Origin of the sequence: Nostoc sp., assembly GCF_036917615.1 — a bacterium.
Lineage (GTDB): Bacteria > Cyanobacteriota > Cyanobacteriia > Cyanobacteriales > Nostocaceae > Nostoc.
The window spans coordinates 139,420-164,127 of sequence record NZ_JBALCZ010000011.1 but is presented as its reverse complement, the minus strand read 5'-3'; the positions used below and the strand labels follow the sequence as shown (position 1 = coordinate 164,127).

General features: G+C 42.7%; 20 protein-coding genes and 1 pseudogene. 12 read left to right on the top strand and 9 right to left on the bottom strand.

From position 1 onward, the window contains the following. Nucleotides 1–407 precede the first annotated feature (407 nt). Entirely contained in the window at nucleotides 408–1,583 is a 1,176-nt protein-coding gene (locus V7K85_RS02165; protein WP_334811021.1) for a patatin-like phospholipase family protein, read from the bottom strand. A 434-nt stretch (nucleotides 1,584–2,017) separates the two neighbouring features. Continuing rightward, on the bottom strand, nucleotides 2,018–3,352 hold the full coding sequence (locus V7K85_RS02160) for a dihydroorotase (protein ID WP_334811020.1): 1,335 nt from the start codon (nucleotides 3,350–3,352) through the stop codon (nucleotides 2,018–2,020). 513 nt (nucleotides 3,353–3,865) lie between these two features. On the opposite strand from V7K85_RS02160, the gene lepB reads away from it, so the two are divergent. The 3 genes and pseudogenes from lepB (at nucleotide 3,866) to V7K85_RS02145 (ending at nucleotide 7,128) form a co-directional block, all read left to right on the top strand. Continuing rightward, nucleotides 3,866–4,507: a signal peptidase I gene (lepB, locus tag V7K85_RS02155; RefSeq protein ID WP_334811019.1), complete on the top strand. Its 642-nt coding sequence runs from the start codon at nucleotides 3,866–3,868 to the stop codon at nucleotides 4,505–4,507. 412 nt (nucleotides 4,508–4,919) lie between these two features. Beyond that, a pseudogene (locus V7K85_RS02150) lies at nucleotides 4,920–5,240 on the top strand (MOSC domain-containing protein); the annotation flags it as partial. Between the two features lie 586 nt (nucleotides 5,241–5,826). Continuing rightward, nucleotides 5,827–7,128: a hybrid sensor histidine kinase/response regulator gene (locus V7K85_RS02145; protein WP_334811018.1), complete on the top strand. Its 1,302-nt coding sequence runs from the start codon at nucleotides 5,827–5,829 to the stop codon at nucleotides 7,126–7,128. On the opposite strand, the gene V7K85_RS02140 is transcribed toward V7K85_RS02145, so the two are convergent. The 6 genes from V7K85_RS02140 to V7K85_RS02115 all read right to left on the bottom strand — a co-directional run bounded on the left by V7K85_RS02140 (nucleotide 7,125) and on the right by V7K85_RS02115 (nucleotide 13,174). After that, nucleotides 7,125–7,238, bottom strand: a complete 114-nt coding sequence (locus V7K85_RS02140) for an element excision factor XisH family protein (protein ID WP_442940534.1) — start codon at nucleotides 7,236–7,238, stop codon at nucleotides 7,125–7,127. The two genes, V7K85_RS02145 and V7K85_RS02140, sit on opposite strands and share 4 nt — an antisense overlap. 72 nt (nucleotides 7,239–7,310) lie before the next feature. Beyond that, nucleotides 7,311–7,865: a sensor histidine kinase gene (locus tag V7K85_RS02135; protein WP_334811017.1), complete on the bottom strand. Its 555-nt coding sequence runs from the start codon at nucleotides 7,863–7,865 to the stop codon at nucleotides 7,311–7,313. After that, complete coding sequence (locus V7K85_RS02130; protein ID WP_334811016.1) at nucleotides 7,832–8,914, bottom strand: response regulator; 1,083 nt, start codon at nucleotides 8,912–8,914, stop codon at nucleotides 7,832–7,834. Before V7K85_RS02130 ends, V7K85_RS02135 begins: the two co-directional genes overlap by 34 nt. A gap of 23 nt (nucleotides 8,915–8,937) precedes the next feature. After that, nucleotides 8,938–11,922, bottom strand: a complete 2,985-nt coding sequence (locus tag V7K85_RS02125; RefSeq protein WP_334811015.1) for a PAS domain S-box protein — start codon at nucleotides 11,920–11,922, stop codon at nucleotides 8,938–8,940. A gap of 18 nt (nucleotides 11,923–11,940) precedes the next feature. Beyond that, nucleotides 11,941–12,999, bottom strand: coding sequence for a PAS domain-containing protein (locus V7K85_RS02120; protein WP_334811014.1), 1,059 nt, complete (start codon nucleotides 12,997–12,999; stop codon nucleotides 11,941–11,943). Nucleotides 13,000–13,006: 7 nt separating this feature from the next. Then, nucleotides 13,007–13,174, bottom strand: coding sequence for a hypothetical protein (locus V7K85_RS02115; protein WP_334811013.1), 168 nt, complete (start codon nucleotides 13,172–13,174; stop codon nucleotides 13,007–13,009). Nucleotides 13,175–13,604: 430 nt separating this feature from the next. On the opposite strand from V7K85_RS02115, the gene ldpA reads away from it, so the two are divergent. From ldpA to V7K85_RS02085, 6 genes are all read left to right on the top strand, one after another. Further along, nucleotides 13,605–14,768 (top strand): circadian clock protein LdpA, encoded by a 1,164-nt coding sequence (gene ldpA / locus V7K85_RS02110; RefSeq protein ID WP_334811012.1) that lies wholly within the window; start codon nucleotides 13,605–13,607, stop codon nucleotides 14,766–14,768. Nucleotides 14,769–14,853: 85 nt separating this feature from the next. After that, on the top strand, nucleotides 14,854–16,587 hold the full coding sequence (locus V7K85_RS02105) for a R3H domain-containing nucleic acid-binding protein (RefSeq protein WP_334811011.1): 1,734 nt from the start codon (nucleotides 14,854–14,856) through the stop codon (nucleotides 16,585–16,587). Nucleotides 16,588–16,767: 180 nt separating this feature from the next. Next, a complete protein-coding gene (locus tag V7K85_RS02100; protein ID WP_334811010.1) occupies nucleotides 16,768–18,147 on the top strand; it encodes a glycerophosphodiester phosphodiesterase in 1,380 nt (459 codons plus the stop codon). 479 nt (nucleotides 18,148–18,626) lie between these two features. Then, nucleotides 18,627–20,399 carry a DUF4214 domain-containing protein gene (locus tag V7K85_RS02095; protein ID WP_334811009.1) on the top strand — a complete coding sequence of 591 codons (1,773 nt, stop codon included), beginning with the start codon at nucleotides 18,627–18,629 and terminating at the stop codon, nucleotides 20,397–20,399. Between the two features lie 144 nt (nucleotides 20,400–20,543). Beyond that, the gene (locus V7K85_RS02090) at nucleotides 20,544–20,915 is read left to right on the top strand and encodes a hypothetical protein (protein ID WP_334811008.1); all 372 of its coding nucleotides are present in this window, start codon (nucleotides 20,544–20,546) and stop codon (nucleotides 20,913–20,915) included. Then, nucleotides 20,878–21,156, top strand: a complete 279-nt coding sequence (locus V7K85_RS02085) for a hypothetical protein (protein WP_334811007.1) — start codon at nucleotides 20,878–20,880, stop codon at nucleotides 21,154–21,156. The genes V7K85_RS02090 and V7K85_RS02085 overlap by 38 nt, the downstream gene beginning before the upstream one ends. A gap of 630 nt (nucleotides 21,157–21,786) precedes the next feature. On the opposite strand, the gene V7K85_RS02080 is transcribed toward V7K85_RS02085, so the two are convergent. Next, entirely contained in the window at nucleotides 21,787–22,980 is a 1,194-nt protein-coding gene (locus tag V7K85_RS02080; RefSeq protein ID WP_334811006.1) for a Coenzyme F420 hydrogenase/dehydrogenase, beta subunit C-terminal domain, read from the bottom strand. A 344-nt stretch (nucleotides 22,981–23,324) separates the two neighbouring features. On the opposite strand from V7K85_RS02080, the gene V7K85_RS02075 reads away from it, so the two are divergent. The 3 genes from V7K85_RS02075 (at nucleotide 23,325) to V7K85_RS02065 (ending at nucleotide 24,696) form a co-directional block, all read left to right on the top strand. Further along, on the top strand, nucleotides 23,325–23,453 hold the full coding sequence (locus V7K85_RS02075; protein WP_334811005.1) for a hypothetical protein: 129 nt from the start codon (nucleotides 23,325–23,327) through the stop codon (nucleotides 23,451–23,453). Nucleotides 23,454–23,565: 112 nt separating this feature from the next. Beyond that, nucleotides 23,566–23,784, top strand: a complete 219-nt coding sequence (locus V7K85_RS02070) for a type II toxin-antitoxin system VapC family toxin (protein ID WP_334811004.1) — start codon at nucleotides 23,566–23,568, stop codon at nucleotides 23,782–23,784. Nucleotides 23,785–24,246: 462 nt separating this feature from the next. Next, nucleotides 24,247–24,696, top strand: coding sequence for a hypothetical protein (locus V7K85_RS02065; RefSeq protein WP_334811003.1), 450 nt, complete (start codon nucleotides 24,247–24,249; stop codon nucleotides 24,694–24,696). The last annotated feature ends 12 nt before the right edge of the window (nucleotides 24,697–24,708 follow it).

Genomic DNA, 24,708 nt, shown 5'->3' with positions numbered 1-24,708 from the left:
ATTATTTAGCAGCCAAAGCTAGTATAGGAAAGTTAAACAACATCAAGTTCTGTAGAAGTTGTCTAATTTTTCCTTATACTCAATATACCCAAAACAAAGTCATAATATATACACAAAAATACTGAATATATTAAATATTTGAAAATTAATTTAAATAATTTTAAATAGCAATAACTTCTTTTCTTCACATCTGTAATTAACACTGATATTAATAAAGCCTTAAATAAAACATCTCGTATTTCTACATAATTATCGTAGAAATACGAGATGTTTTATAGCAGTTCCCGATCTGGTAAGGTACGTTTTCAAAGCTACTAACCTTGTTAAACAAGATTTGGGTGTACCTCAGTTGCTTAGGAAACGCTATATCCGAAATTAGTTGATGTTAATATGCCTACGTGGATGCACTAGTTATCTTGAATGAAAGAAGCGATCGCCTTTTTTATCGGATAACCGGAATCGTCTCTGGTATAATACGTAAGACCTCGATCAATGAATGCAGAGGTAGTATCTATTAACTGCTGAAGAATATCGGGATTAGTGTTATCTATTTCTTCAGTGACTTTTTCCCCTGTAAATCGGTTTTTTCGATCTTCTGGAGGTAATACAATCCGAGGATCTTTATAAGTCTCTTTTGGCTTGGGTTTAAATGTCTCATTTAAGTCATACTGAAGACGTAAGTAACGTTTAGAATCATATCCACCCATGATTTGTCGGCAAATGGTACTACCAATCTCAGATGTAGGTTCCATAAAGATATTAGTAAGATGTTGTGCCCAGTTCAAGCCTCTCCATTTGCTTATTTGCTCATATTGATATGGTTCACCAGTTTGACCTGTGCCAATAGAAAGGATAGAAATATCTTCCAATCGCAGATTATCAAGTTTATACTTTTGCTTGATTGTTGAATCGACTGAAGACTGACTGATCCTCATAACTAGACTCAAAGCTGCCAGAGAAGGGTTATTCGCAGAAACTCCTCCATCAATGTGTGGAAATTCCCAATCACCAAATTTTTCTTTATCTACAGGTTTTAATTTATATGGTGGGAAAAAAGTGGGTGCTGAGGCAGAAGCGGTACATATCTGCCATAAATAACAGTCATCGTACCATCTGTCTCCTAGATCGGGATGACAATTTGTAAAAAAGGTTGTATTACGATATAGCGTATCGTAAGCAAGAATCAAGATAATGGGTTTTTCAATATCCTTTATTCTTGTGGATTTATACGCATCTTTGAGGACGCTAACAATTCCATCATGAGAATATTTAGGTACTGAAAATACATTAAGAATTGGTTGAATGATGGACGGAAAGTTTTTATAGCGCTCTTTTCTATCCAGCGGGAATATATCTTTACCTCTATCTATATATAATTTAATGAGTTCATCACTTTCCTTTCCGACAGCAATCCCTCCTGCTAACATTGAACCAGCAGAAGTGCCCGCAATCAGATCAAAGTATTCGTGTAAAAAGTTTCCTTTCCCCTGATTTCTAATTTCTTGTTCTACTTGTTGAAGTATTCGTGCTGCAACGACTCCACGAATACCGCCACCGTCTAAAGCCAAAATTTTGAAGGACATAGCAATTCTCCTTGATTATTTCTATGGTTAAGTTCCCTCCGTTGTAGCAACTACCATACCAAGGATGTCAAGTAGGCAAAAGAAGAATAAATAGGTAATCTTATCGGGGGAAGGAAGTAGTTATTGAAGATTTGACTTGAAACACTACAAATAAATTCAGGGTTTAAAGTTGCAATTTCTGATACAGCGACAAGTCAATACCCTTTGGTTAAAAGGGTAAAGGAGGAAAAACAAAGATTTTCGCCTTTTATAAGCTGTTCCACATCTAGTTTGCATATCTAAATTTCATGAAAGTATTGTGGGGTGGGCATCTTGCCCGCCATAATTATGCAATTTAAGTGTGGAACAGCTTACCAATTTGAAAAAAGAGTGCGACAAATAGATTGCCATAACCTAGACACAGAAGGCGATTCCCAATCCAAAATAAATATTTGCTATAAGAAAGTTAAAGCTTGACCCCGCACTTGCGTATTTACCTGGCCTTTGTCATAAACTATTTCACCGCCAACAATCGTGGTTACAGCCCAGCCAGTGAGGTTCCAGCCTTCAAAGGGACTCCAACGGGATTTGGTTAAAAGTTCCTCACGCCGAACTGGACGATATGTATTTAAATCTACAAGCACTAAATCGGCATCATAGCCAGGTGCGATCGCTCCTTTATTAGGAATACCATAAGCCACAGCTACAGCTTTGGACATCCAGTTAACAACTTGAGCCACAGTACACTGTCCCTGCATCGCCGCAGTTAACATCAAAGCTAGGGAAGTTTCCACCCCAGGCATTCCCGAAGGACTATTAGGGTATTCTTGAGCTTTTTCTTCTAAGGTGTGCGGCGCGTGATCTGTAGCGATGAAATCGATCACGCCATCGCGCAAAGCTTGCCAGAGAACTTCGTTATCGTGGGGCGATCGCAAAGGTGGATTCATCTGTGCTAATGTGCCAATCTTCTCATAGGCATTAGTATTTAACAACAAATGCTGTGGCGTTACCTCTGCTGTTACCCAACTAGGTTTACCCTGACGCAGCAAATCTGCTTCTTCAGCCGTTGACATATGCAGAATATGCAGACGACGTTGATATTTTTGAGAAAGTTTTAATGCCAGTTGGGTTGCAAGCATTGCCGCTTGATTATCTTGAATTTGGGAGTGAATGGCTGGATTGTGAATGTTGGCAAATTCTTGGCGTCGTTGGTTAATTCTAGCTTGGTCTTCGGCATGAACCGCAATTAAGCGATCGCCTTTAGCAAATATCGCAGAGAGTGCTGTTTCTCCATCAACCAGCAACTGACCATGCATCGACCCCATGAAAATCTTAATTCCCGGTGTTGGCTTTGCCAAAAGCAAATCTGGTAGATTCTCTGTTGTTGCCCCAATAAAAAAGCCATAATTAACCAAGCACTTGTGTGAGGCACGTTCTAGCTTGTCGTCTAAAGCCTGCTGTGTAGTTGTCAGGGGGCGCGTATTGGGCATTTCCAAAAAGGAAGTGACTCCGCCTTTAGCACAGGCACAACTGGCGGTGAATAAATCTTCCTTATGTTCTAATCCAGGTTCCCGGAAATGTACCTGCGGATCAATAACACCTGGCAACAAAGTCAACCCTTCTGCGTCAATTTCAGTGACTAGTGCTGTTTGGGAGATTTCTGGTTGGGAGATTTCTGGCGCAACTTCGACTATTTGGCGATCGCGCGTCAACACATCCCCAATCATCAGTTCACCATTGGGTAAGATTATGTGAGCGCGGCGAATCAGTAAAATTTGTGGAGATGACATAGGGTTCAACAATTAAAAATGAAGAGATTCAATCGTGGCAAGAGTTATGGCTATTTTCCGGACGCTTTCTTAAGCAAAGGTAGCTTATGTATTACAGAGAACTATGCTTTTAGGTTAAACTTAGTCGCGCTCTGAGTGAGCAATTTTGCCGCCTGTTAAAAAAAGTTTATTTTTAATTTATGAAGAACCCCGTCAATCAATTTTGGATTTTAGATTTCGTCGTCACACTTCGACAAGCTCAGTGCGGAAACCTCAGTCGAACGATTTGGGATTTTGGATTGACCTTATCCTAGAAAGAATACGGTTTGGGGATTTGAGATTGGTTTCGCCCACCAGAGGCGAGTCATCAACCAGAAGAAACACCCTCAATCCAAAATCTCAAATCCACAATCTAAAATTGGTAGTCAAGATGCGAACATGATTAGGAAATTAAAGTTTTCCCGTTAAGATTAACAGATAAAGTCTCACTAGGCGAGTTAATTACCTACATCTTTCGTTCAGTTAAGTAATTTCATGCAAAATCAAGTGCCTGATAACAACTCTAGTCAACAACCTGATAATTCCTGGATCGCAGAGCTAGGTAGAACAATTGTATTGAGCATTGTTCTAGCTCTGGGAATTCGTACCTTTGTTGCTGAAGCACGCTGGATTCCTTCTGGATCGATGGAACCGACTCTGCATGGTACGCCAAACCAGTGGGAGGCAGACAAAATCATTGTCGATAAATTGAAATATAAATTTGCTGACCCGCAGAGGGGAGATATTGTAGTATTTTCACCTACGAAAGAATTACAAAAAGAACAATACCAGGATGCTTTTATTAAACGGGTAATTGGCTTACCTGGAGAACAAGTACAACTTAGAGATGGCAAGGTCTATATCAACAACAAACCCCTCCCAGAAGGGAATTACTTAAGTTCTGGGCAGACCACAGTAATTGATGTTTGCCAATCAGCACCACAGCCAGCTTTTTTGACAAAGCCCCAGACTATACCAGCCGATTCATATTTAGTACTAGGTGACAATCGTAACAACAGTTATGATGGTCGCTGCTGGGGTGTTGTTCCCCGCCAAAATATTATTGGGCGTGCTGTAGTTCGCTTCTGGCCTCTAAATCATATTGGAGGAATAGATAAATCGCCAATATATCCATAATTAACAATATTGAGCAAATGGATAAGTAACAACAAAAGAATTTTAGATTTTAGATTGGGGACTACTAAATCACCAATCTTTAATCCAAAATCTGTCTTGAAAAGTTTACTACGGAGGAGCTACTGCGTTGGTGAGGCAGTCCAGTCTTCTCCCTACAGCCTTTCTCCTAAAGGAGACGCTGTTCGCGTTCGGGCATCCTACGGCGGGCGTTAGCCTCTCACGAATGGGAGAAGGGGAGACGATGCCGCGCATAGCGCAGCTCTCTTCTCTACGAGAGGCTGCCGCCAACGAGTCCGCGAACGCGAACAGCGTCTGGTAGAGAGCGTCTGGGGGTTTCCCCCATGAGAAACTGCCGTTAGCGTAGCGGTAGCGAGTAATCTAGCGTCAAGGGTTTCCCGACTTGTTCCTTGCGGTACCAGCATTTTGGGAAGATCAGCTATTTAGTGAGCAAGGTGATTTAGTCTCCTTTCGAGTGGGAAATGTGCATTTTTTTGGGATTAATCCATGTCAGCGTTGTATAGTCCCAACACGCGATTCTTACTTAGGGGAAGCTTACCCAAAGTTTCAAAAAATCTTTGCAACCCAGCGACAAGCAACTCTGCCAAATTTGGTTGCTTCATCGCCTTTTAATCACTTTTACAGATTGAGTGTCAATACCCAATTACCCCCATCGTCAGCCGGAAAAATTTTACAAATCGGCGATGAGGTTGACATACTTACACAACAAAATTAACATTTATTTAAAATAAAAAATCCCAAAAAATTTACTTGGGATTTTTTGTTTTTACTATGTATAGCAATCCTATTTGAGATCCGAACAGTGTTGCTCCTGATACAGTTTAGGAAAATAAAATTCTTATTGATTGGTAAGGAACTTCATTTGGGTATAAATGTATCATTAGTTTATATTTCATTTAAGATTGCTATAGATGCTTCTGGTGTGTCCACATTCAGAAGTTTAAACTGTAATTTTACTTAAGGATATCTGTTTTATAAACCCATAGAACAACAATTGGTTCTTAAGTTGCTTGCCGCAGCACCTCAATGGTAGCTATCAAATAGCACCTGGGAAAAATTTCATTGTTGATGCTCGGCTAGATAATCTGCACGTGCTATCTACTATACTACTGTAAGCAGGCTATCAGGTTGGCAAAGCTCATAACTGGCTAATAGCTTTGATCGTCTGTAAAACTCTCCAGCAACCGTGGGAGTTAAACTATAAATATAAGTATTTTGGTGAAATTGATCAATAAATTTCCGGGTGATTTCAAGGAAGCATTTCCCATCTTCAATAATTATACGCCTAGCTTTTGATAATAATGCATTTTAATCAAACTAACCATCATAAAATAAATATTTTGGTGGTCGATGATACCCCAGATAATTTGCGGCTTTTATCGGCGATGTTGACTGCACAAGGTTTTGAAGTTCGCAAAGCCTTAAACGGTAAAATGGCACTGACTGCATGTCAAATGGTTTTGCCAGATGTGATTTTGTTGGATATCAATATGCCAGATATGGATGGCTATCAAGTTTGTCAACAGCTTAAAGCTGATGATAAAACTTGTGAAGTCCCAGTAATTTTTATTAGCGCCCTGGATGATGTTGTAGATAAGGTAAAAGCCTTTGATGTTGGTGGTGTAGATTATATTGCAAAACCTTTTCATGGGGTAGAGGTTGTGTTGCGAATTGAAAATCAGATTAATTTACGTTTGCTCCAAGTTAAACTGCAAGAAAAAAACCTTTTACTCCAACAGGCTCTTGACAACTTGCAAGCCTCTCAAGTTAAACAGATTCAGAACGAAAAGATGGTGGCGCTGGGACAGTTAGTGGCTGGGCTTGCTCATGAGATTAATAACCCGATCAGTTTTATTTATGGGAATCTCCAATATGCTGGTCAATATGTGCAAGACCTAGTAAATATGATTGAGGTCTATCAACATGAATATCCCAAGCCCACACCAAAAATTCAGCAAATAGCTAAAAATATAGACCTGAATTTTATAATTAAGGATTTGCAAAACCTGATAGATGCAATGTATAGAGGATCTGATCGGATTCGGGAAATTGTCCGGGCACTTCAACACTTTTCTCGGCATGATGAAGCAGAGATGAAACGGGTAAATATCCATGAAGACATCGAAAATACTTTGGTGATGTTACAACATCGACTCAGGGAAACAGCAGACCATCCTGCAATTGTTGTAGTGAAAGATTATGGTAACTTGCCCCTAGTCACTTGTTATGCAGGTGAACTAAACCAAGTATTTATGCATCTGTTGAATAATGCTATTGATGCAATAGAAGAGGGAGTGGGAAATCAATCTTTTACTCCCGATTTACTCTCCACTCCCCAAATTCAAATTCACACAGAGGTGACAGACTTGAATATGGTCAAAATTGCGATCGCTGATAATGGCACTGGTATAGAAGAGTCGTTGCGATCGCGTTTATTTGACCCATTTTTTACGACAAAACCTGTGGGCAAAGGTAGTGGTTTAGGATTGTCCATTAGTTATCAAATTATTGTGCAAAAACACCGAGGACAAATTACCTGTACCTCATCTGTTGGCAGAGCAGAGTTTGCGATCGAAATTCCCATAGAGCAACCTCAGCGTTAAGTGAGAACAAATCCACCAAAACGTAGGAAGAGAGGATCATTGGTGATCAGCCAACCATCTTTCTCTAAAGCGTGTTTTACTGGATTATGGAAAATGTCCAACGCCTGCATAAATTACTGTTAAGCGTTTGAATTTTGATCATGCCTTGAGTTTAACTGTTGATTAACCCGTTGTATCACCAATCACTCTGACAAGCTCAACGGCAGTTGAACTGTGAACGTTGTCCAGCCCTGAGTGCTGGTAACTTCTATTGTGCCTTGGAGATATTCGACTAACTTCTTCACTAATGCTAAACCTAATCCTGTGCCGCCATGTTGCCAGCGATCGCTTTGAGGAATCCGGTAAAACGGCTCAAAGATCCGAGATTGTTCTTGTTTGGGGATTATCACCCCAGAATTGCTAATTGTGATTTGAAAGTAGGGAAGTTGAAAATTACCTAATACATCAGATTCAGCATCCTTATTGATCAGACTTTTTGTGGTGTCAATTACCCGAACATTTACCGTAATCTGTCCATCAGGCGGAGTGTACTTACAAGCATTGTTGAGTAACTCTGAGACAATTTCGGTCAGGCTAGCCAAGTCTGAAACTAAAGGTGGTAAATTTGCAGGAATGCTAACTTGCAAAGTCTGTTGTCTAGCTCCAGCACGTTCCTGAAAATGCTCGGCAACGTGAGGCAGCCAGTTTTGGAGTTTAATTGAAGTTAATTCCAATGGATAGACATCTGCATCAAGCATTCGTATATACAGTAAATTGTCACTAAATCTAGCTCTTGTTCGCATTGATCACGCAGGATACTTAAGTAGCGAGCTACAGATTCAGATGGGGAAAGTGGGTTTGAATTTAAGATGCCCTGCTGATCAAGAAGATTTTCTAGGGCGGAGATTGCCATTTTGATGTTTGACAAGGGTGTTCGCATTTCATGAGAAGTGGTTGCCAGAAAATCCTCTTTCAACTGGTTCAGCCGTTGGAGTTCTGCCACTCGAATTTCTGTTTGTTGGGCACGTTCATCTGCAAGATTGTGTTCTTCGGTTAACCGTCGTTGCGTATTATCGTGGAAAACTAGTACGGCTCCTGTAATTACACCACTATTCTTTCTCACGGGAGTAGCGCTATCAGTTATTGGTATAGTTGTCCCATCTCTAGCAATTAGTAGGACGCGACTGCCTAGATAGATAGTAGTTTCTTGTTGGAGGGCTGCGATGATTGGATTTTGGACGGGGATCTGAGTTTCTTCGTCAACGAGTTTGATCACCTCGGTTAACATCCGTCCCTTGGCTTCATCCCATCGCCACCCTGTCAATGCTTCAGCGACCTGATTTAGGTACTTGATGCTTAACTGAAGATCGACTACAATCACCCCATCGCCCATTCCCCCAAGCACAGAACTCAAAAATTGTTCGCGATCGTAGCGATTGAGTGCTGTTTGAATGGTAACGTAAAGTTCTTGCTCCTTGATCGGTTTGAGAATATATCCAAAGGGGGATGTCAGCGTTGCCCGCTCCACAGTTCTTTTATCAGAATGACCTGTGACGTAGATGACAGGAATTTGCAAATGATGCCAGATTTGCTCAGATGCTTGAATACCGTCCATCTCGCCTCGCAATCTGATATCCATTAAAATCAAGTTTGGGCGCAGTTTGGTTGCTTTTTCGATAGCGGCTTCTGCGGAATCGGCGATATCTACAACAATATATCCTAGTGACTCTAAATTTTCTTGTAAGTTGAGCGCAAGGATATATTCATCTTCAACAACAAGAACTCGAACTGCGTCTTTTCTGTGCATGTTTGATGAGATGCCAATCATGTTCATGCCCGGCTGTTTGTAAAAGTAATTTTGAACTCTGTTCCCTGTTGAGAGTTAATTTCGAGGCTTCCCCTTAGCTGCTTGACTAAACCCTGGACAAGAGTTATACCCAGCGTTTTAGCTTTCTTGCTATCAAAGTTTTCTGGTATTCCAATACCATTATCTCGAATAATGAGTGTGAAAGTAGACTCGGATTCTTGATAAAACTTAACCTGAATTTCGCCTCTACGATTACCACCAAAGGCGTATTTCAAAGCATTGGAAACCAGTTCATTGATAATCAAGCCACAAGGAATGGCGGTTTCGATGTCGAGGCTAGCATCATCAACTTGAATATTCAGTTGGATTTGGCTGGAACTGACATTATAGGAATCAAATAAATGAGTTGTTAAATCTGGAATGTATTGAGCCAAATCAATATCAGCGAGGTCTTCAGAACCGTATAGTTTTTCATGAACCAAGGCAATGGAAGCAATGCGGTTTTGGCTATCGCGCAAAATTGCAGTTACCAGAGGCTCTTGTGTCCGTCTGCATTGCATTTGCAGCAAACTGCTGACAATTCCTAAATTGTTTTTAACACGATGGTGAATTTCCTTGAGTAATACCTCTTTTTCTTTCAGAGAGGCTTTGATTTTTTCCTGCGCTTGCTTTTGCTCGGTGATATCTTGTTGGATAGCAACAAGGACGCTTCCATACTCAGGATGTCCAAAAATGGAAGCGGTAGCGCTACACCAGAATGGAGTGCCATTTTTTTTAAGATTATGGACTTCATAAGTTGCTTCACCGTGTTCCCTAACAGCAGTGCAAATCGCTTGATGAACCTCTCCAGGTGTATTATGTTTATCATCGTAGTTGATGATCGACACATGCTGACCGATTAATTCACCAGGTTCATAGCCAAATATCTGCTCGAATTTAGGATTGGCGTAGACAAACACGCCATCTGTAGTACGAACTAGGCAAATTCCTTCTGCCATGTTACGGATGATGACTGCTTGCAACTCTAACATCTGTTCAGCGCGTTTGCGATCGCTGATTTCAACTACGACAATGCCCATGCTAATGGGTTGATCGGCTTCAGACTGAATCGGAAAGTAGGAAGCTAGCCAAGTCCGGATCACACCAGGGAATTTTGGGGTTTCTCCACTGATCTCCAAATCCAGAATCGGTTCATTCGTACTCAAAAGATGACGAAACACCTGCTCTTGCTTTCGTGCCAAATCAGGGACAATCTCCCACGGTGTCTTGCCAATATGCGCCGCTGCGGGAATGCCATTAATTTCTGCTAATGCTTCATTAATTAATGAATAACGCAGTTCCCGATCCATAATGGTTATACCAACAGGTGCGTTATTGATGAAGGCATCCAATAACTTTTGCTTGTGAGCCAGTTCTCGCTCTAGAATCTTGCGTTCTGTGATGTCGATCGCCACCCTACCCGCTAGCTTTTGTTCAGACAATCCCAGAATCGGGAACTTGTATACCAAGAACTCACCAAGGGTGCCGTCTGGTCGGGGAGCAACCTCGATCGCCTCAATTACCTGATTTGTCTTTATGACTGTGCGAATGTGCTCGAAATGCTGCCGAGCAACTTCATCTGGGTAGAGGTCAGAAATGGATTGCCCAATTACCTGTTCGGGTTGTAATTTAAATGTCCGCAGGTATGTTTGATTTAAGTAAAGTACACGACCATTTATACCAGTAATCCAAGCTAGCACTGGGCTATTGTTCATAAATGCCTGGAACCGGGCTTCACTTTCTTGCAAGGCTGCTTCTGCTTGCTTCTGCTCGCTGACATCAATAATTATCCCCAACATCCGTACAGGTTCGCCTGCTTGATTATAAACGCCACGCCCTTTCCCCGTCAGCCAGTGAACCCTACCATCGGGAAAAATTACTCGATATTCACCTTGAAAATTAATATGTTGTGCCAGTGCATTTGATACAGCTTGTTCAATTCGGTCAACATCCTCTGGATGAACAGAATCGCGCCATAGCTGATAGCTGGCTGCTGATATTTCTGGCTCTAAACCTAACAAACGATAATGGTTGTCGTTCCAGATAACTTCACCTGTTTTAACATTCCAATCCCAGAGACCAATGTGGTTAAATTCCAACGTTAGCCTCAATTGTTCTTCACTTTTGGCTAAGGCTGCTTCGGCTTGTTTGTGTTCGCTGATATCCCGATGAGTACCAGCCATCCGCAGGGGGTTGCCGTGTGCATCCCGCATTACAACCTTGCCGTAGTTTGCAATCCATTTCCATTGGCCAGACTTGGTTCGGAGTTGATAGTCAAATTTGTAGGGTACTGAACAGTCCTTGAGGTGGGCTGCTAAGATTTTCTCAACCCAAGATAGATCATCTGGATGAACTAATCGCTCCCAGGTACTAAAATTCTGTGGGAGTTCATCAAAGCTGTATCCGAGCATTTTGAGAAAAAGGGGGCTGTAATACACCTCTCCAGTCAAAATATTCCAGTCCCATAAACCATCCCCAGAAGCCTCAAGGGCTAATTGTAGTCGTTCCTCACTGTTTTTGAGGGCTATTTCTGCTCGTTTGCGATCTTCTTCATCATGCTTCCGTACAGTAATATCTGTGATTCGTACTAGTTGCATCACAGTACCAGCAACTGTGATTTGTTTGGCTGCGATGTTTCCCCAAAAGGAATTGCCCTGCTTGGTAATGTATTCAATTTCTCGACTCCAAAACCCTTGGTGGTTAATTTCTTCTACAAAGGTGGCGATCTCATCGGAGGTGAACGGTTGTTTTTGCAGAGTGTGACTTTTAATGTTAATGAGTTCAGCTTTGCTAGAGGCTTGAAATAGCTTCACTGCTCGATCATTACAGTCAGTGGTCAGTAATGTTTCTACATCTACCAAAAAGAGGGCATCGGCGGATTCATTATAGACAGCTTGTAGCAGGTCACGACTGCGGATGATTTCTAATTCGGTTTGTTTTCGTTCTGTAATATCTAGAACAGATCCCAACAGTTTAACTGCCTGCCCTTAAGCGTCATCAGCTATCTCTGCTTTCGACTCAACGTAGCGCACCGAACCATCAGGTCGGATAATTCGATACTCAACATTGAAAGGGGTTATTTGGGCGATTGTCTGTGACAGTTGGGTTTCCACCCACGCGCGATCATCTGGGTGAATTATTTGGAAAAATTCCGCCTGAGTGGGTTCTGATTGAGTTGGATTTAAACCAAAGATGCGAAAGGTTTCCATTGACCAGCAGCGCTTTTTCGTTTCTAAATTCAATTCCCAACTGCCTATATGGGCGATTTGTTGAGTAGTGGCTAGCAGTGCTTCACTTTGTCGGAGTTTTTCCTCAGCTTGTTTGCGTTTGCTTATGTCCCCAATTGAACCGACCAATCGCACTGGATTTCCTTGCTGATTCCAGATCGCTTTTGCCCGCGATCGAAACCATCGGTAGCTGCCATTTTTGCACCGGAGACGATATTCGACGTTATAATCTGAAACTTGCTGGAGTAAATAAGCCTCTTGTGCAGCCATTACTCTTGTATAGTCATCAGGATGAATGCGAAGACTCCACTGATCATCATTATTGCTAATTTCGTTGGGTTCATATCCCAACATTGTGAACCAAAGCTCAGACCGGAAGGTTTGATTAGTAGATATGTCCCAATCCCAAATTGCTTCATTAGTACCTGCGATCGCTAAGTGCCAACGTTCTTCAGCTTTTTTGCATTCGCGCAGCAAGGCTTGTTGTTCGGTGATATCTCGCCCTTCTGGAATCAACAAAACAACTTGACCCGTCTGGTCTGGAAGGGGACGCAGTGAAAAATCGATTGTTGCTACTCGGTTATTTGCGCCTAGAACATCAACTTCATAGCGAATAAACTCTCCTTGAGCAGCACGGGCGATCGCTTGTCTTAATTCTTCTTGAGTTTGAGGTGAAATCGTCCACCAGTATGCTTCCCAAAAAGGGCGATTGATCACATCCTCTAGCTGAAGTCCGCCAAAACTTAGCGCAGTCTGGTTCGCCTCCAGTAAAATCCCATCCGGCGTCAGTAAACCTGTGAATTGAAAGGTGTTATTCAAGATGGTATCAAAATCGGCGATCGCTTTTTTGTAGTGCAGTAGTGCGTTCCTCCACTTTGGCTTTTAACTTGGTGTCGAGGGTTTGCAGGTTGTGGTATTGGGCTTGTTGGATGGCGATCGCTAATTGCACCGCCAGTTGGTTCAGTAATTTTACCTCATCTGTTGCGTGGAGCAACCAATTTGAGTGATCACCTCAACTACAATCTCTATTTATTGACCATCTTTTAGCTTTAATGCTGTTTTGGGAAAAGTAATCAAATTTAACCCAGGTTTGCGGTAAGGGATTTCCAACAAATAAATTATCCAATCTTGTGGGATGGAGAGAAGTCATCGCGCTAGCTACCTTGAGATAACGCCTAAAGACAGGCGTATGCTTACGGGAAAGCAAGCTACGCATAGCGTCGAGGACAGAAGGCATCAGACTCCTCTAGTCGCCGCTACCCCAACGCAGCGTCTCGCTTCTTTGATCAACTGGCTGGGCTTGAGAGCCACTCCCGACAAGAAATAATTGAATATTTTTTACTTGGAAGTCCCTTAATTAGGAAACCAGGATTTTTTCTTGATACAGACTACTATTTTTAGTCGCATAAACGCATAATAGAAATGTGACTGATCTGTTCGCCCCTTTACAATCTCTCAAACAAGGTGACTGGTTCAAGCTTATCTGCGGAGCCAGCTTCCAGCATTTACCGGCAGTCAGAAGTTTAACGTTAGCCTATACTTTGGCGGGCGCTGACTGCATAGATGTCGCAGCTGATCCAGCGGTGATTACAGCGGCGCAAGCAGCGCTACAAGTAGCCAGAACTCTTGCTAGGGATGCCCAAAAGCGAGGCTTTGACTACAAAGGCAACTCACCGTTTTTGATGGTCAGCATAAACGATGGAGAAGATCCCCATTTTCGGAAAGCAGAATTTAATCCTACTGAGTGTCCTACAAACTGCCCTAGACCCTGTGAACGGATTTGTCCGGCACAAGCAATCGTGTTTAAGAGTATAAAAGAAGACTTTTCGGGAGTAATATCACAAAAGTGCTATGGCTGCGGTCGTTGTATACCAGTTTGTCCATATGATAGAATTTATACAAGTTCATATATGTCAACGCCGGGAGCGATCGCGCCATTGGTAATGTCAACGGGAGTAGATGCCGTAGAAATCCATACAAAAGTCGGGCGGTTGGCAGAATTTGAACAATTATGGCAGGCAATTTCACCGTGGGCCGATCAACTAAAGTTACTAGCTATCAGCTGTCCCGATGGCGAGGGGATGACTGACTACCTAAAAGCAGTATATGACCTGATTGCCCCACTCAAGAGTGCTTTAATTTGGCAAACCGATGGTCGTCCCATGAGTGGTGATATTGGCGATGGCACTACTTTAGCGGCGGTGAAATTAGGGGAAAAAGTTTTGGCAGCTAAGTTACCAGGATATGTGCAGTTAGCAGGCGGCACTAATAGCTATACCGTTGCTAAGTTAAAGACAATGGGACTGCTGAAGGGAGGAGGACAAGGGGGACAAGGAGGACAAGGGGGAATTTCTCCCTTGTCTCCCCCCTCTCCCTTGTCCCCCCCCTCCTCCATTGCCGGAGTCGCCTACGGTAGCTACGCCCGTGTACTGCTGTCACCGATTCTCGAACAGTTAGAGAATAAGGAGGTAAGTAACACCAATGTGAAGGCGACTATTTGCCTAGAAGAAGATGATACATTACTTTGGCAAGCTGTAGAACTTGCCCATTCTCTCGTTTCCCAGATTAAGTCACAGCAGGAGCGCTAATCGCTGGTTCTTTGAAAATTTCCCAAAGCGGCTTCTCCTGCACGCAAGTGTCCTCGCTATCTCTAAAAACGTCACCATAGAAAGCATGACGATTACAGACGATCTCCAAAAGTTATTAGACATTTTGCCCCAAGACCTGCGACAAGTACTAGAGAGTCATCCCAAACGAGATAGTTTAGTAGAAGTGGTCTTGGATTTGGGTCGTCGCCCAGAGGCTCGCTTTCCAAATCAAGCGGAGTATCTGAGCGAAGTACCCGTTACTCAAGAACAGATAGATGATTGTATTCAACGAGTCGGAATCTTTGGCGGAGATAATCGGGCAGGAATTGAGCAAACTTTGCATCGGATCAGCGCCATCCGCAACCGCACTGGCAAGATTATTGGCTTGACCTGTCGCGTTGGTCGGGCGGTATTCGGAACCATTGGCATGATCCGCGATTTGGTAGAAACGGGTAAATCGATTCTCATGCTGGGGCGTCCAGGCGTGGGCAAAACTACTGCCTTACGGGAAATTGCCCGTGTTTTAGCGGATGATCTGCTGAAGCGAGTGGTGATTATTGACACCTCCAACGAAATCGCTGGGGATGGTGATGTTGCCCATCCCGCCATTGGTCGCGCTCGGCGGATGCAAGTGGCTCATCCAGAACAACAGCATCAGGTGATGATTGAGGCAGTGGAAAACCATATGCCAGAAGTGATCGTCATTGATGAAATTGGCACGGAACTGGAAGCTTTAGCGGCTCGTACCATTGCGGAACGGGGTGTACAGTTGGTAGGTACTGCCCACGGTAATCAGATTGAAAATTTGATTAAAAACCCCACCCTTGCTGATTTAGTTGGGGGTATCCAAGCTGTGACACTGGGAGACGACGAAGCCAGACGCCGAGGCTCTCAAAAAACTGTTTTGGAGCGTAAAGCCCCTCCTACCTTTGAAATTGCTGTGGAAATGTTGGAACGCCAACGCTGGACAGTACACGAAAGTGTTGCTGATACAGTAGATAATCTGCTGCGGGGGCGTCAGCCTACCCCACAAACGAGAACCGTTGATGACCAGGGCCAAATCGGGGTTACAAGGCAGTTAGCTGTTGTCAATGGTCGCGGTGGACAGCTAGGGACAGTGGAGGAATCTTTCCCACCAGCGCGACCCTCTAATGGCTGGCGTTCATCTGGACAAATGGTAGCACTGCCGCAATTGCCAGTAGAGCGGGTGACTGGACGCAGTGAGTTTGACCGTTTGCTGGATGAATCCTTCAATTATTCTGAGAGCATTGATTTCGATGCTGCTACCAGACAGCCAGGGCCGAATGGTGAAGATTTGCCATTGCACGTTTACCCCTATGGCGTTAGCCGCCACCAACTAGAACAGGTAATTAGCGTGCTAACTTTACCGGTGGTATTGACAAAAGATATAGATAGTGCTGATGCAATTTTAGCACTGCGATCGCACGTCAAAAACCACGCTAAATTACGCCAAATGGCCAAAGCTCGTCATGTGCCCATCCACATGATTAAATCCAGCACCATTCCCCAAATTACCCGTGGTTTGCGGCGGTTGCTGAACATGGACGACCCGGAGATGGCCGATGACCGAGAACTGCAACTGTTTTTGCACAACGGTAGCGATGATGAGATGGACGCCTTGGAAGAAGCTAGACTTGCTGTTGAGCAAATTGTGATTCCTAAAGGACAGCCAGTCGAGTTATTGCCGCGTTCTCCCCAAGTCCGCAAAATGCAACATGAGTTGGTAGAACATTATCGCCTCAAGTCGCATAGTTTTGGTGAAGAACCAAATAGAAGATTGCGGATTTATCCGGCATAATCTCACCCTCAACCCCTCTTTGTTGGCGTCAGCCTGCCGTTAGGCATAGCAAAGAGGGGAATCAGGAAATAGGACTTATCCCGCAGAAGACAGCCGATTGCAAAGTTTAAACTCTCGTAAACCTTGTTTTAACCTCGAACTCTCAAGCTATAAAGTTATAGATTTGCGAGGTTTGAAAATATGCTTCGGCTCAAAAGTTATGTATTATTTATCTGCTTTTTTCTAGCATTATCTGTTTCAGTAATTCTAGGTAGTATCAATTTTGTTCACGCTATTGACTTGCACAGCCACAACTCAAACCTTCCCAAGCTAAATACTCTATACGGACAACCTCCGATAGTAATCGGTCATCGCGGCGGTGGAACTGGTTATCGTCCAGAACATACGGTGGGAGATTTTGGCCACGAGCTGATTGGTTCTCACAACTTAGGAATTGAATTTGGTGCAGACTACATTGAACCTGATTTGGTAGTAACCAAAGATGGAGTCCTGATTGTTCGCCACGAACCTCTATTGGCAACAGTGAAAACAGATAACAATGGCAATATTGTTTACGATGCTCATGGGAAACCTACTATCCAAGAAGCCACAACAAACGTTGCCGATGTTTCCGAATTTGCTAAACGTCTAACAACCAAAGTCCTTGACGGGATTCGTGTTACAGGTTGGTTTGCAGAAGACTTTACTTTAGCTGAGATTAAGCAACTGCGGGCAATCGAGCGCCTCCCAAATATTCGCCCTCAGAATACTCAATATAATGGTGTGTTCCAAATCCCTACTTTTGATGAAGTTATCAACCTTGCCAAACGTAGCGAAGCAAAAACTGGTCGGAAAATTGGTATCTATCCCGAAACCAAGCACCCGACATATTTTGCTGAAGCTGGTAAATATTTAGATGGCACTCCGATCCATGTGAATACTTCACAACTTCTGATTAATCAGTTGGTTGCGAACGGCTACACCAATCGCGATCGCATTTTTATTCAATCTTTTGAAGTCTCTAATCTTAAAGAATTAAAAAATAAGATCATGCCAGCTGCTGGAGTCAATATTCCTCTGATTCAGTTAATTGATAGCAGTGGCGCTCCTTATGATTTTATTTACCACAAGGTTCCTCAAACCTACGCTGATCTGATCACTCCGAAAGGGTTGACCCAAGTTAAAATTTACGCAACCGGAATTGGCCCTGACAAACGGCTAATTGTGCCTGCCTCTGCACGATTAAATAAGCAAGGTCAACCGATTGATATTAATGGAGATGGGCAGATCAGCGATGCTGATAAGTTCCTCGAAAAGCCAACTTCCTTAGTTAGTGATGCTCATAATGCTGGCTTGCTACTCCATCCTTACACCTTCCGTAGCGATTCATATTTTCTGTCCCCTGACTACCACGGACAACCACTTCGTGAGTTTGAACAGTTCATTAAGTTAGGAATAGATGGCTATTTTACTGACTTTGCTAATTTTGGATACGTTGCCAAGCAAGAAGCGATACATCGTCCCGTGAACCTCAAAGAATTAGAATATGGGAACTTCCAAAAATCAACTAACCCACAGTAACGTTTACATCTCAACTACAGCAAATGAGTGAGATGATGTTTGAAAAGTATTATAGCGTTTCCTAAGCAACTGAGGTACACCCAAATCTTGTTTGACAGGCTTAATAGCTTTGAAAATGTACCTCACTAGGTCGGGAACCGCTATATTGCTAACACCAAAAGCTCCCAAACCTAACCCTCCTACCCCCATTCCCTACAAGGGAATGCAGGGTGGTTTCATCCAAGCAGAGAAAAAACTAAAACTGGGTTTCAAAGCCTCTCGACCTTTCGGGCAGAGGAATGGAAGCGGGGTAAAAAGCCATGTCACAAAACGAGAATCAAGACTTATGTAATTTTTCTTTCTTCGTATGAAACCACCCTGCTATTCCCTTGTAGGGAATGGGGGTTTCAAAGCCTTTTTCTATGGTGGATAAAAACAGGACAAGCAACAGAGCATTGAAAACAGTCTTGACGTTAATTAATTAAGAGTGAGATACAACCATGACTACAGCAGATATTAATTCAATTACTCAGCTTTATGTGACCTACCTCAATCGTGCCCCTGATCCCTCTGGTCTGAATTATTGGCTTGGCCTAGCCAATCAAGGCATATCTCTTGAAACCATTGCTGCTGATTTTGGTGAAACACAAGAGGCCAAAAATAAATATTCTTATTTGGCCTTTCCTAATACCTCCGATCCGACTGCATTCGTCAACTCAATCTACTTAAATGCTTTTGGTCGGAACGCAGAGCAGGCAGGATTGGACTTTTGGGTTAATCAGTTGAAGACTCAAGGATCGGGTATAGCTTCGACCTTTATCTTCACATTAACCCAAAACGCTTTGAATGATGACAAGATAGCTTTGCAAAATAAAGTATCGATTGCCACACAGTTTTCTAATGGACTGCTCAGTAATAATATTAAATCCCCCACCTCAGAGATATTTGCAGATTCAACAAATATCCTCGATAGGATTAACGCGACCACAGCATCTGTTACAGCAGGTCAATCGTTGATTAATCCAGTTATCACTAATAACATATCAAAAGGGACAGCAGATACAGGCATTGTAATCCCAAGTGGTGCAATTGCTCTGACAACCTCCATTGTTGACAACTTAACAGCTACAGCGGATAATGACACGCTCATAGGCATTAATAACACTGTTAAACCAGTAGATAATCAAGTCCAAGCCACTGACGAGATAGATGGTGGTCTAGGCACTGATACCTTCCAATACATTGGTGCTTCTGGTACTGCTGATGTCCCAACTCTATTAAATGTTGAAAAAGTAGAACTTTTAAATCCTACTACTGGTACTGTAATTGACTTCACTGGCAAAACTACAGGTCTTCAACAAGTCACCATTAAAGGTCTCGCTAATGCCAATCTAAACGCTTTTACCGCCAAGGGACTTAGTGGTATTACCCTTGGTGTTGAAGGTGTCACCCCTACCACAATTGTCACGTTGCTCACGGCTGATTTTGGTTCTACGACCACAAGTGCAAACTTGTCTATCAAAGATGCCGTAGTGACAACAGATGATCTAAACACAGGCACTATCAACGCTGCACTCACTACCCTTAACATTGCCGCTGATGGTTTAGGGAGCAATTCAATTGGGGCATTAATACTACCAACGGCCACGACATCCCTGAAAATTACTGGTGCCGGCACACTAGATTTAGGTAGTACTACCCCGACGACAGTATCAACGATTGATGCCAGCGCAAACACAGGCGGTGTTAACGTGATAGCTGGTGCTGGTGTTAACATATTAACTGGCGGTAGTGGTGTTGACCTATTAAGTGGCGGTGATGGTGCTGACATATTAACTGGCGGTGCTGGTGATGACATATTATTTGGCGGTGCTGGTGCTGACATATTAACTGGCGGTGCTGGTGCTGACAACTTCTTTTATAACGCATTCACTGATTCCGCTGTAACAGATACAACAACATATACTGGCTTTGATACTATTAGTGACTTCACGGAAGTAGATGATATCCTCAAAATAACCGGATTTGCTGCCGCCAACCTCATTGCTCAAACGACTGTGCAGGCAGCCGTAAATGCTGCTGCTCCTGCAAACTTAGGTAATGCGCTTGCCGCTGCTGCTACGCAAGTTGCAGCTTCTCAGTTTGGTGTATTCCAATATTCAGGTACTACTTATGTCTTTGGTAATGATGCCACTGCCTCTGTAGGTGCTACTGATCTAGTTATTGAACTCACCGGCCTGCACACGCTGACTGCCGCGAACTTCAGCGCCTAGTTATCTCTCTTGATTTTCATAAAGAAAAGACTGACCTCTTATGGTTAGTCCTTTTTTTTAGCTTTCCTGTACTAATACCAATTCTCTATGAAGATGCATAGAATAAAGTTTCATAGAATAAAGCTTCAAGTATAAAATCATAACTTGTCAAAGAGGAGATTACGAGAGAAGACATTTGAGCTAACTCGTCTTCAACCCATTGGCTTACGGTATGTGACAATTTTGACATTGCTGGGTGGTTCAAGCCCAGAGATCGCCATTTGGCTAAACAAGGTAATCATTGATGAAATTACTCGCTTATTGAGCATCGGGACAACGCAGAATGCGATCGCCCTAATACTTTCTCAACCGCTGCTACTTTCCAGTATTGCAGGTTCACTGCTGGTGAATTTGGTGAGTGATGCGATCGCTAGCATCAATAACTTTGTATATACTTCCCTGCGCGTAGGCGTAGCCCGCCGCAGGCATCGCTCGTGCTTTGTTGCGACTGTCTCCAGCCCAACTACTCATCCTTGACGAGCCAACAGCGAACCTTGATCCGAAAACAGAACATGAGATTTACAACATTTTGCGTACCCTGGCGAAGGGGAGAATAGCCTTTGTAGTCAGCCATTGCCTCGCCTTGGCAAAACTAGCAGACCGAGTAGTAGTACTAGAACACGGTCAAATTATCGAGGTAGGCACTCATGACGAACTCGTCGCACTATGCGGACAGTATCACTTGATGTTTAGTCGTCAAGCAAGTAGCTACAACTGAGTCGGGAGTGGGGGGATGAGGGAGCAGGGGGAGCATACTTCTCTACAAGAGGCTGCGCCAACGACTGCGCTCAGTAACCAGGGGAGACAAGCTACGGTGTACACACAAGTCGGAAAAACTTCATCCACCAAAGATTTGCGGTGCGTTACGCTGGCGTGACAAAGCTAAATTGTTACAATTTGGCGATGCCTGCGGTGGGCTACGCCAACGTATTTGTTATTTCGGCGGACTCATTTGTTATTTCGGCGAACTCATTTGTTATTTCGGCGAACTCATTTGTTATTTCGGCGAACTCATTTGTTATTTCGACGAACTCATTTGTTATTTCGGCGAACTCATTTGTTATTTCGGCGAACTCATTTGTTATTTTGGCGTCTCCATAACTAACCCTACGAAACAACTAGAAGAGTTGAAACCTATGCTGGTCATACTTGTGTGTACACCATAGAGGGAGACAAGGAGAATAACCAATGCCCCATACCCAATACCCAATGCCCAATACTTCTCTACGATAGGCTGCGCCCTAAGCGTAGCTATGCCGCAGGCTTTACGGCTCCGCTCAGGGCAAGCTCAGTACAAGCTCAGTACAAGTGCCCCATGCCCCAGTCGCCAGATTCTCTGTGTACTTTTCTATTCTGGTAACTTATATTGCCCAACAATACGCTTGGCAAACTCTGGAACATGCGCTTCTAATTTCTCTGGATAATTTCGCTTTACATACAAATAATTCCGAGTAAAGTGAGAATCAATGGAAAACCGCGCATATTCCAAACCCTTGGGGCCAATTTTTTCGATGACCACACCCATCAGTTTTGCTGCCCACATCGGGAGGGTAACGCCTTTATCGTAAGCGGGAATACTTTGCTGTACAGCTTCCTTGCGGTTGCCTTTAGACATGACTGGTTGAGTATCTAACTGGTCTTTCACCAAATCCAGCATTTCGTTACCAGTGTCATTTCTAACTACAATCCATTGCCAGCCGAAGGGTGCGCCCATGTAGCCAACAACTAAATCGGCTAGGGAGTTGACGTAATCAAAGCAACTCATGCAGGATGGGGCAAAGACATCTTTGAGTTGGTTGGTCTTCAAGCCAAAGAAAGGCACTGTTTCTGATGAGCCATCTTCATGTTTGAAGTGAACTCGGAAGTCTTGCATGAATTCGTAATGTACAACTGTATCAGGCGATCGGCTGGTGGTTTCTAAGAATTTTTGCAGTCCAGCGCGGTTAACATTATCTACGCAGGGCGTACCCAAAACATACAGCTTTTCTAAGCCAAGTTGTTTTTCTACGGCTCGTAATGCCTGGATTTGGCAACCAACACCAATTACTAATAGCCGCTTCATCCCCGATTTTTCCACCTGTTCCAATACTGAAAGGTTCGGGGAAAGTGTTGGTTTATTTACCCGCGCTGCTAGTATTTCTTCTGGAGTCCGGGCGATGATGGGCATGGGTTGAAAGCGGTCTTCTTTGGTGTTTTGGACGCAGACGACACCTTCAACTATGCCGCGATTAAGCATTTCAATGGCAATGCTACTAACAATACCTGTCCATTGTGCGCCTTCAATGGGCTGCTGTTTCCGCGCCGCTATCATGTCTTGATGAACACCAAAGTACAGTTCATCAGGATTATCGAGATGGCGCGATCGCGTGTGTGTTTCTTCTTCAAGTTCGCCTATTTGCTGATTAATAAAAGCGCAGGCTTCCTTGACATAGTGAATATAGTATGTATCGCATAGTCCGCACTCGCTACAGAGTTCTTTCGCAGGGCGGCGGCTGGTAGGCTTTAAGGCTCTGGCTTTTTTGTGAGGAGAAACTGAGGTCATGTAAATTTTTTGTTTTATCCAGGAATCACTTTTATTACAATACCTTCACTGGCTATGAACTTGACGATAGAGATTGAAAAAGAAGAGAATGGACGCAATAAGCTGAAGTGATTGATTTTCCTGGTGTACTGGCTTACGGGTAGACAAAGGAACAAAGGAACAAGCAGTTGCTAGAGTTCAAGCATTAGGTCTGCGTGTTTTGGAAGATAAGCTTGAACATGGGGAAGCAACACACAGTAGCAGCTAGCGCCAGTGCAGCCCCAAAATTTGATGTTTTTAAGCAAATCGGCATCTTTTTAGGATTAACTTTATAATTTATATGAGTACAAATTTGGTAAATACTAATGTTGCAATCCATTGAAGGAGTGTATAAAAACGGTAAAATAAAACTTTCAAAATTACCATCTGATGGATCAGAAAGCCGTGTTATTGTAACTTTTTTAAAACCACAAAAAGCTCAAGCTAAAAAGTAGATAATGTGGCTTGGTATGTTTTCTGGAAATAAACAATCAACAGAAAAAAATTTTCACATTACTGAATTTTATGGAGATACCGAAGACGGATTAGATTGGTCATAAGTAATTCATGAAGTACGTGATTGATACTCATGCTCTCATCTGGTTTCTTGAAGGAAATTCCCGATTAGGTGCAAATGCCAATGCTATTCTTTCTAATCCTGATTCCCAGTTAGTTCTACCAGCTACAACATTAGCCGAAGCTGTTTGGATTGTTGAGAAAGGAAGAACATCTATTCCTTCTGCCAAGAATTTACTTTCAGCAGTTGAAGCTGATTTCCATGTGTAAATTTATCCCCTGGACAAAGATGTAATTGAAACAACTGTAGGTTTATCTGCTATTAATGAAATGCACGATAGACAAATTACTGCAACTGCGCTAGTTTTAGCAATGAAAGGTAATGAAGTGCACTTATTAACCTGTGATTCAAATATAACCGCATCAGCATTAGTTCCGATTATTTTGTAATGAGTTAGCAAAGTTGTTTGTCGGAATCGCACAAAATCATCATGTCATAGAGAGTGCGATCGCACTAAAATCTGTAGGGTGATGAGTTTACCTAACTAAAAATTTGTACTAATAGTTCAAACTTCATAAATAAGTCGGTGGATTTGAGGATTTTAGCTTTTTTCTGCTTTGCGGAAATTTCTGATGGCGTTCTAGGTTTTGTTTCTTAAGCTTAGGTAGACGTAGCCACCGAGCTAAGGGTGTGCCTTTCCGGAAAAAGTCAAGCTAAATTTAATTAATTTTATGTTGTTTGAAGTTTTTAAAGAAGGAATTTTTTTATTTCGTGAACTACATGAAGCCAGATGGCAACCTTTTGGTTTAGAAGGTGATTTATTACTATTTTTTAGGGATTTAAAAAAATCTATTGACTCAAAAGATGTAGATAGAATTAAAAAATTAATATCTGATAATTATTATAGTAAAACTTATGTTAATACAAATAAAATTCAGTTATTATCCTATTTTCAATATATTTTTAAAACACTGCCATTTTTTGTAAACCCTTCTTTAGAAGTTGAGGTTTGTAAAGCACCAGAATCAAAAAATCAACAAGAAGCATTCTTAGTCATCAAACCTATTCTTAATGTTCATGCTTTAGGGATTAATTTTGGATCTCAAGGATTTGGGACACCGAATCGCATGGGAGTGCTTTTAGAAAGAGATAAAAATTCTGGCTTGTTTTCTAGTTTATAGCGTCGTCGGTGG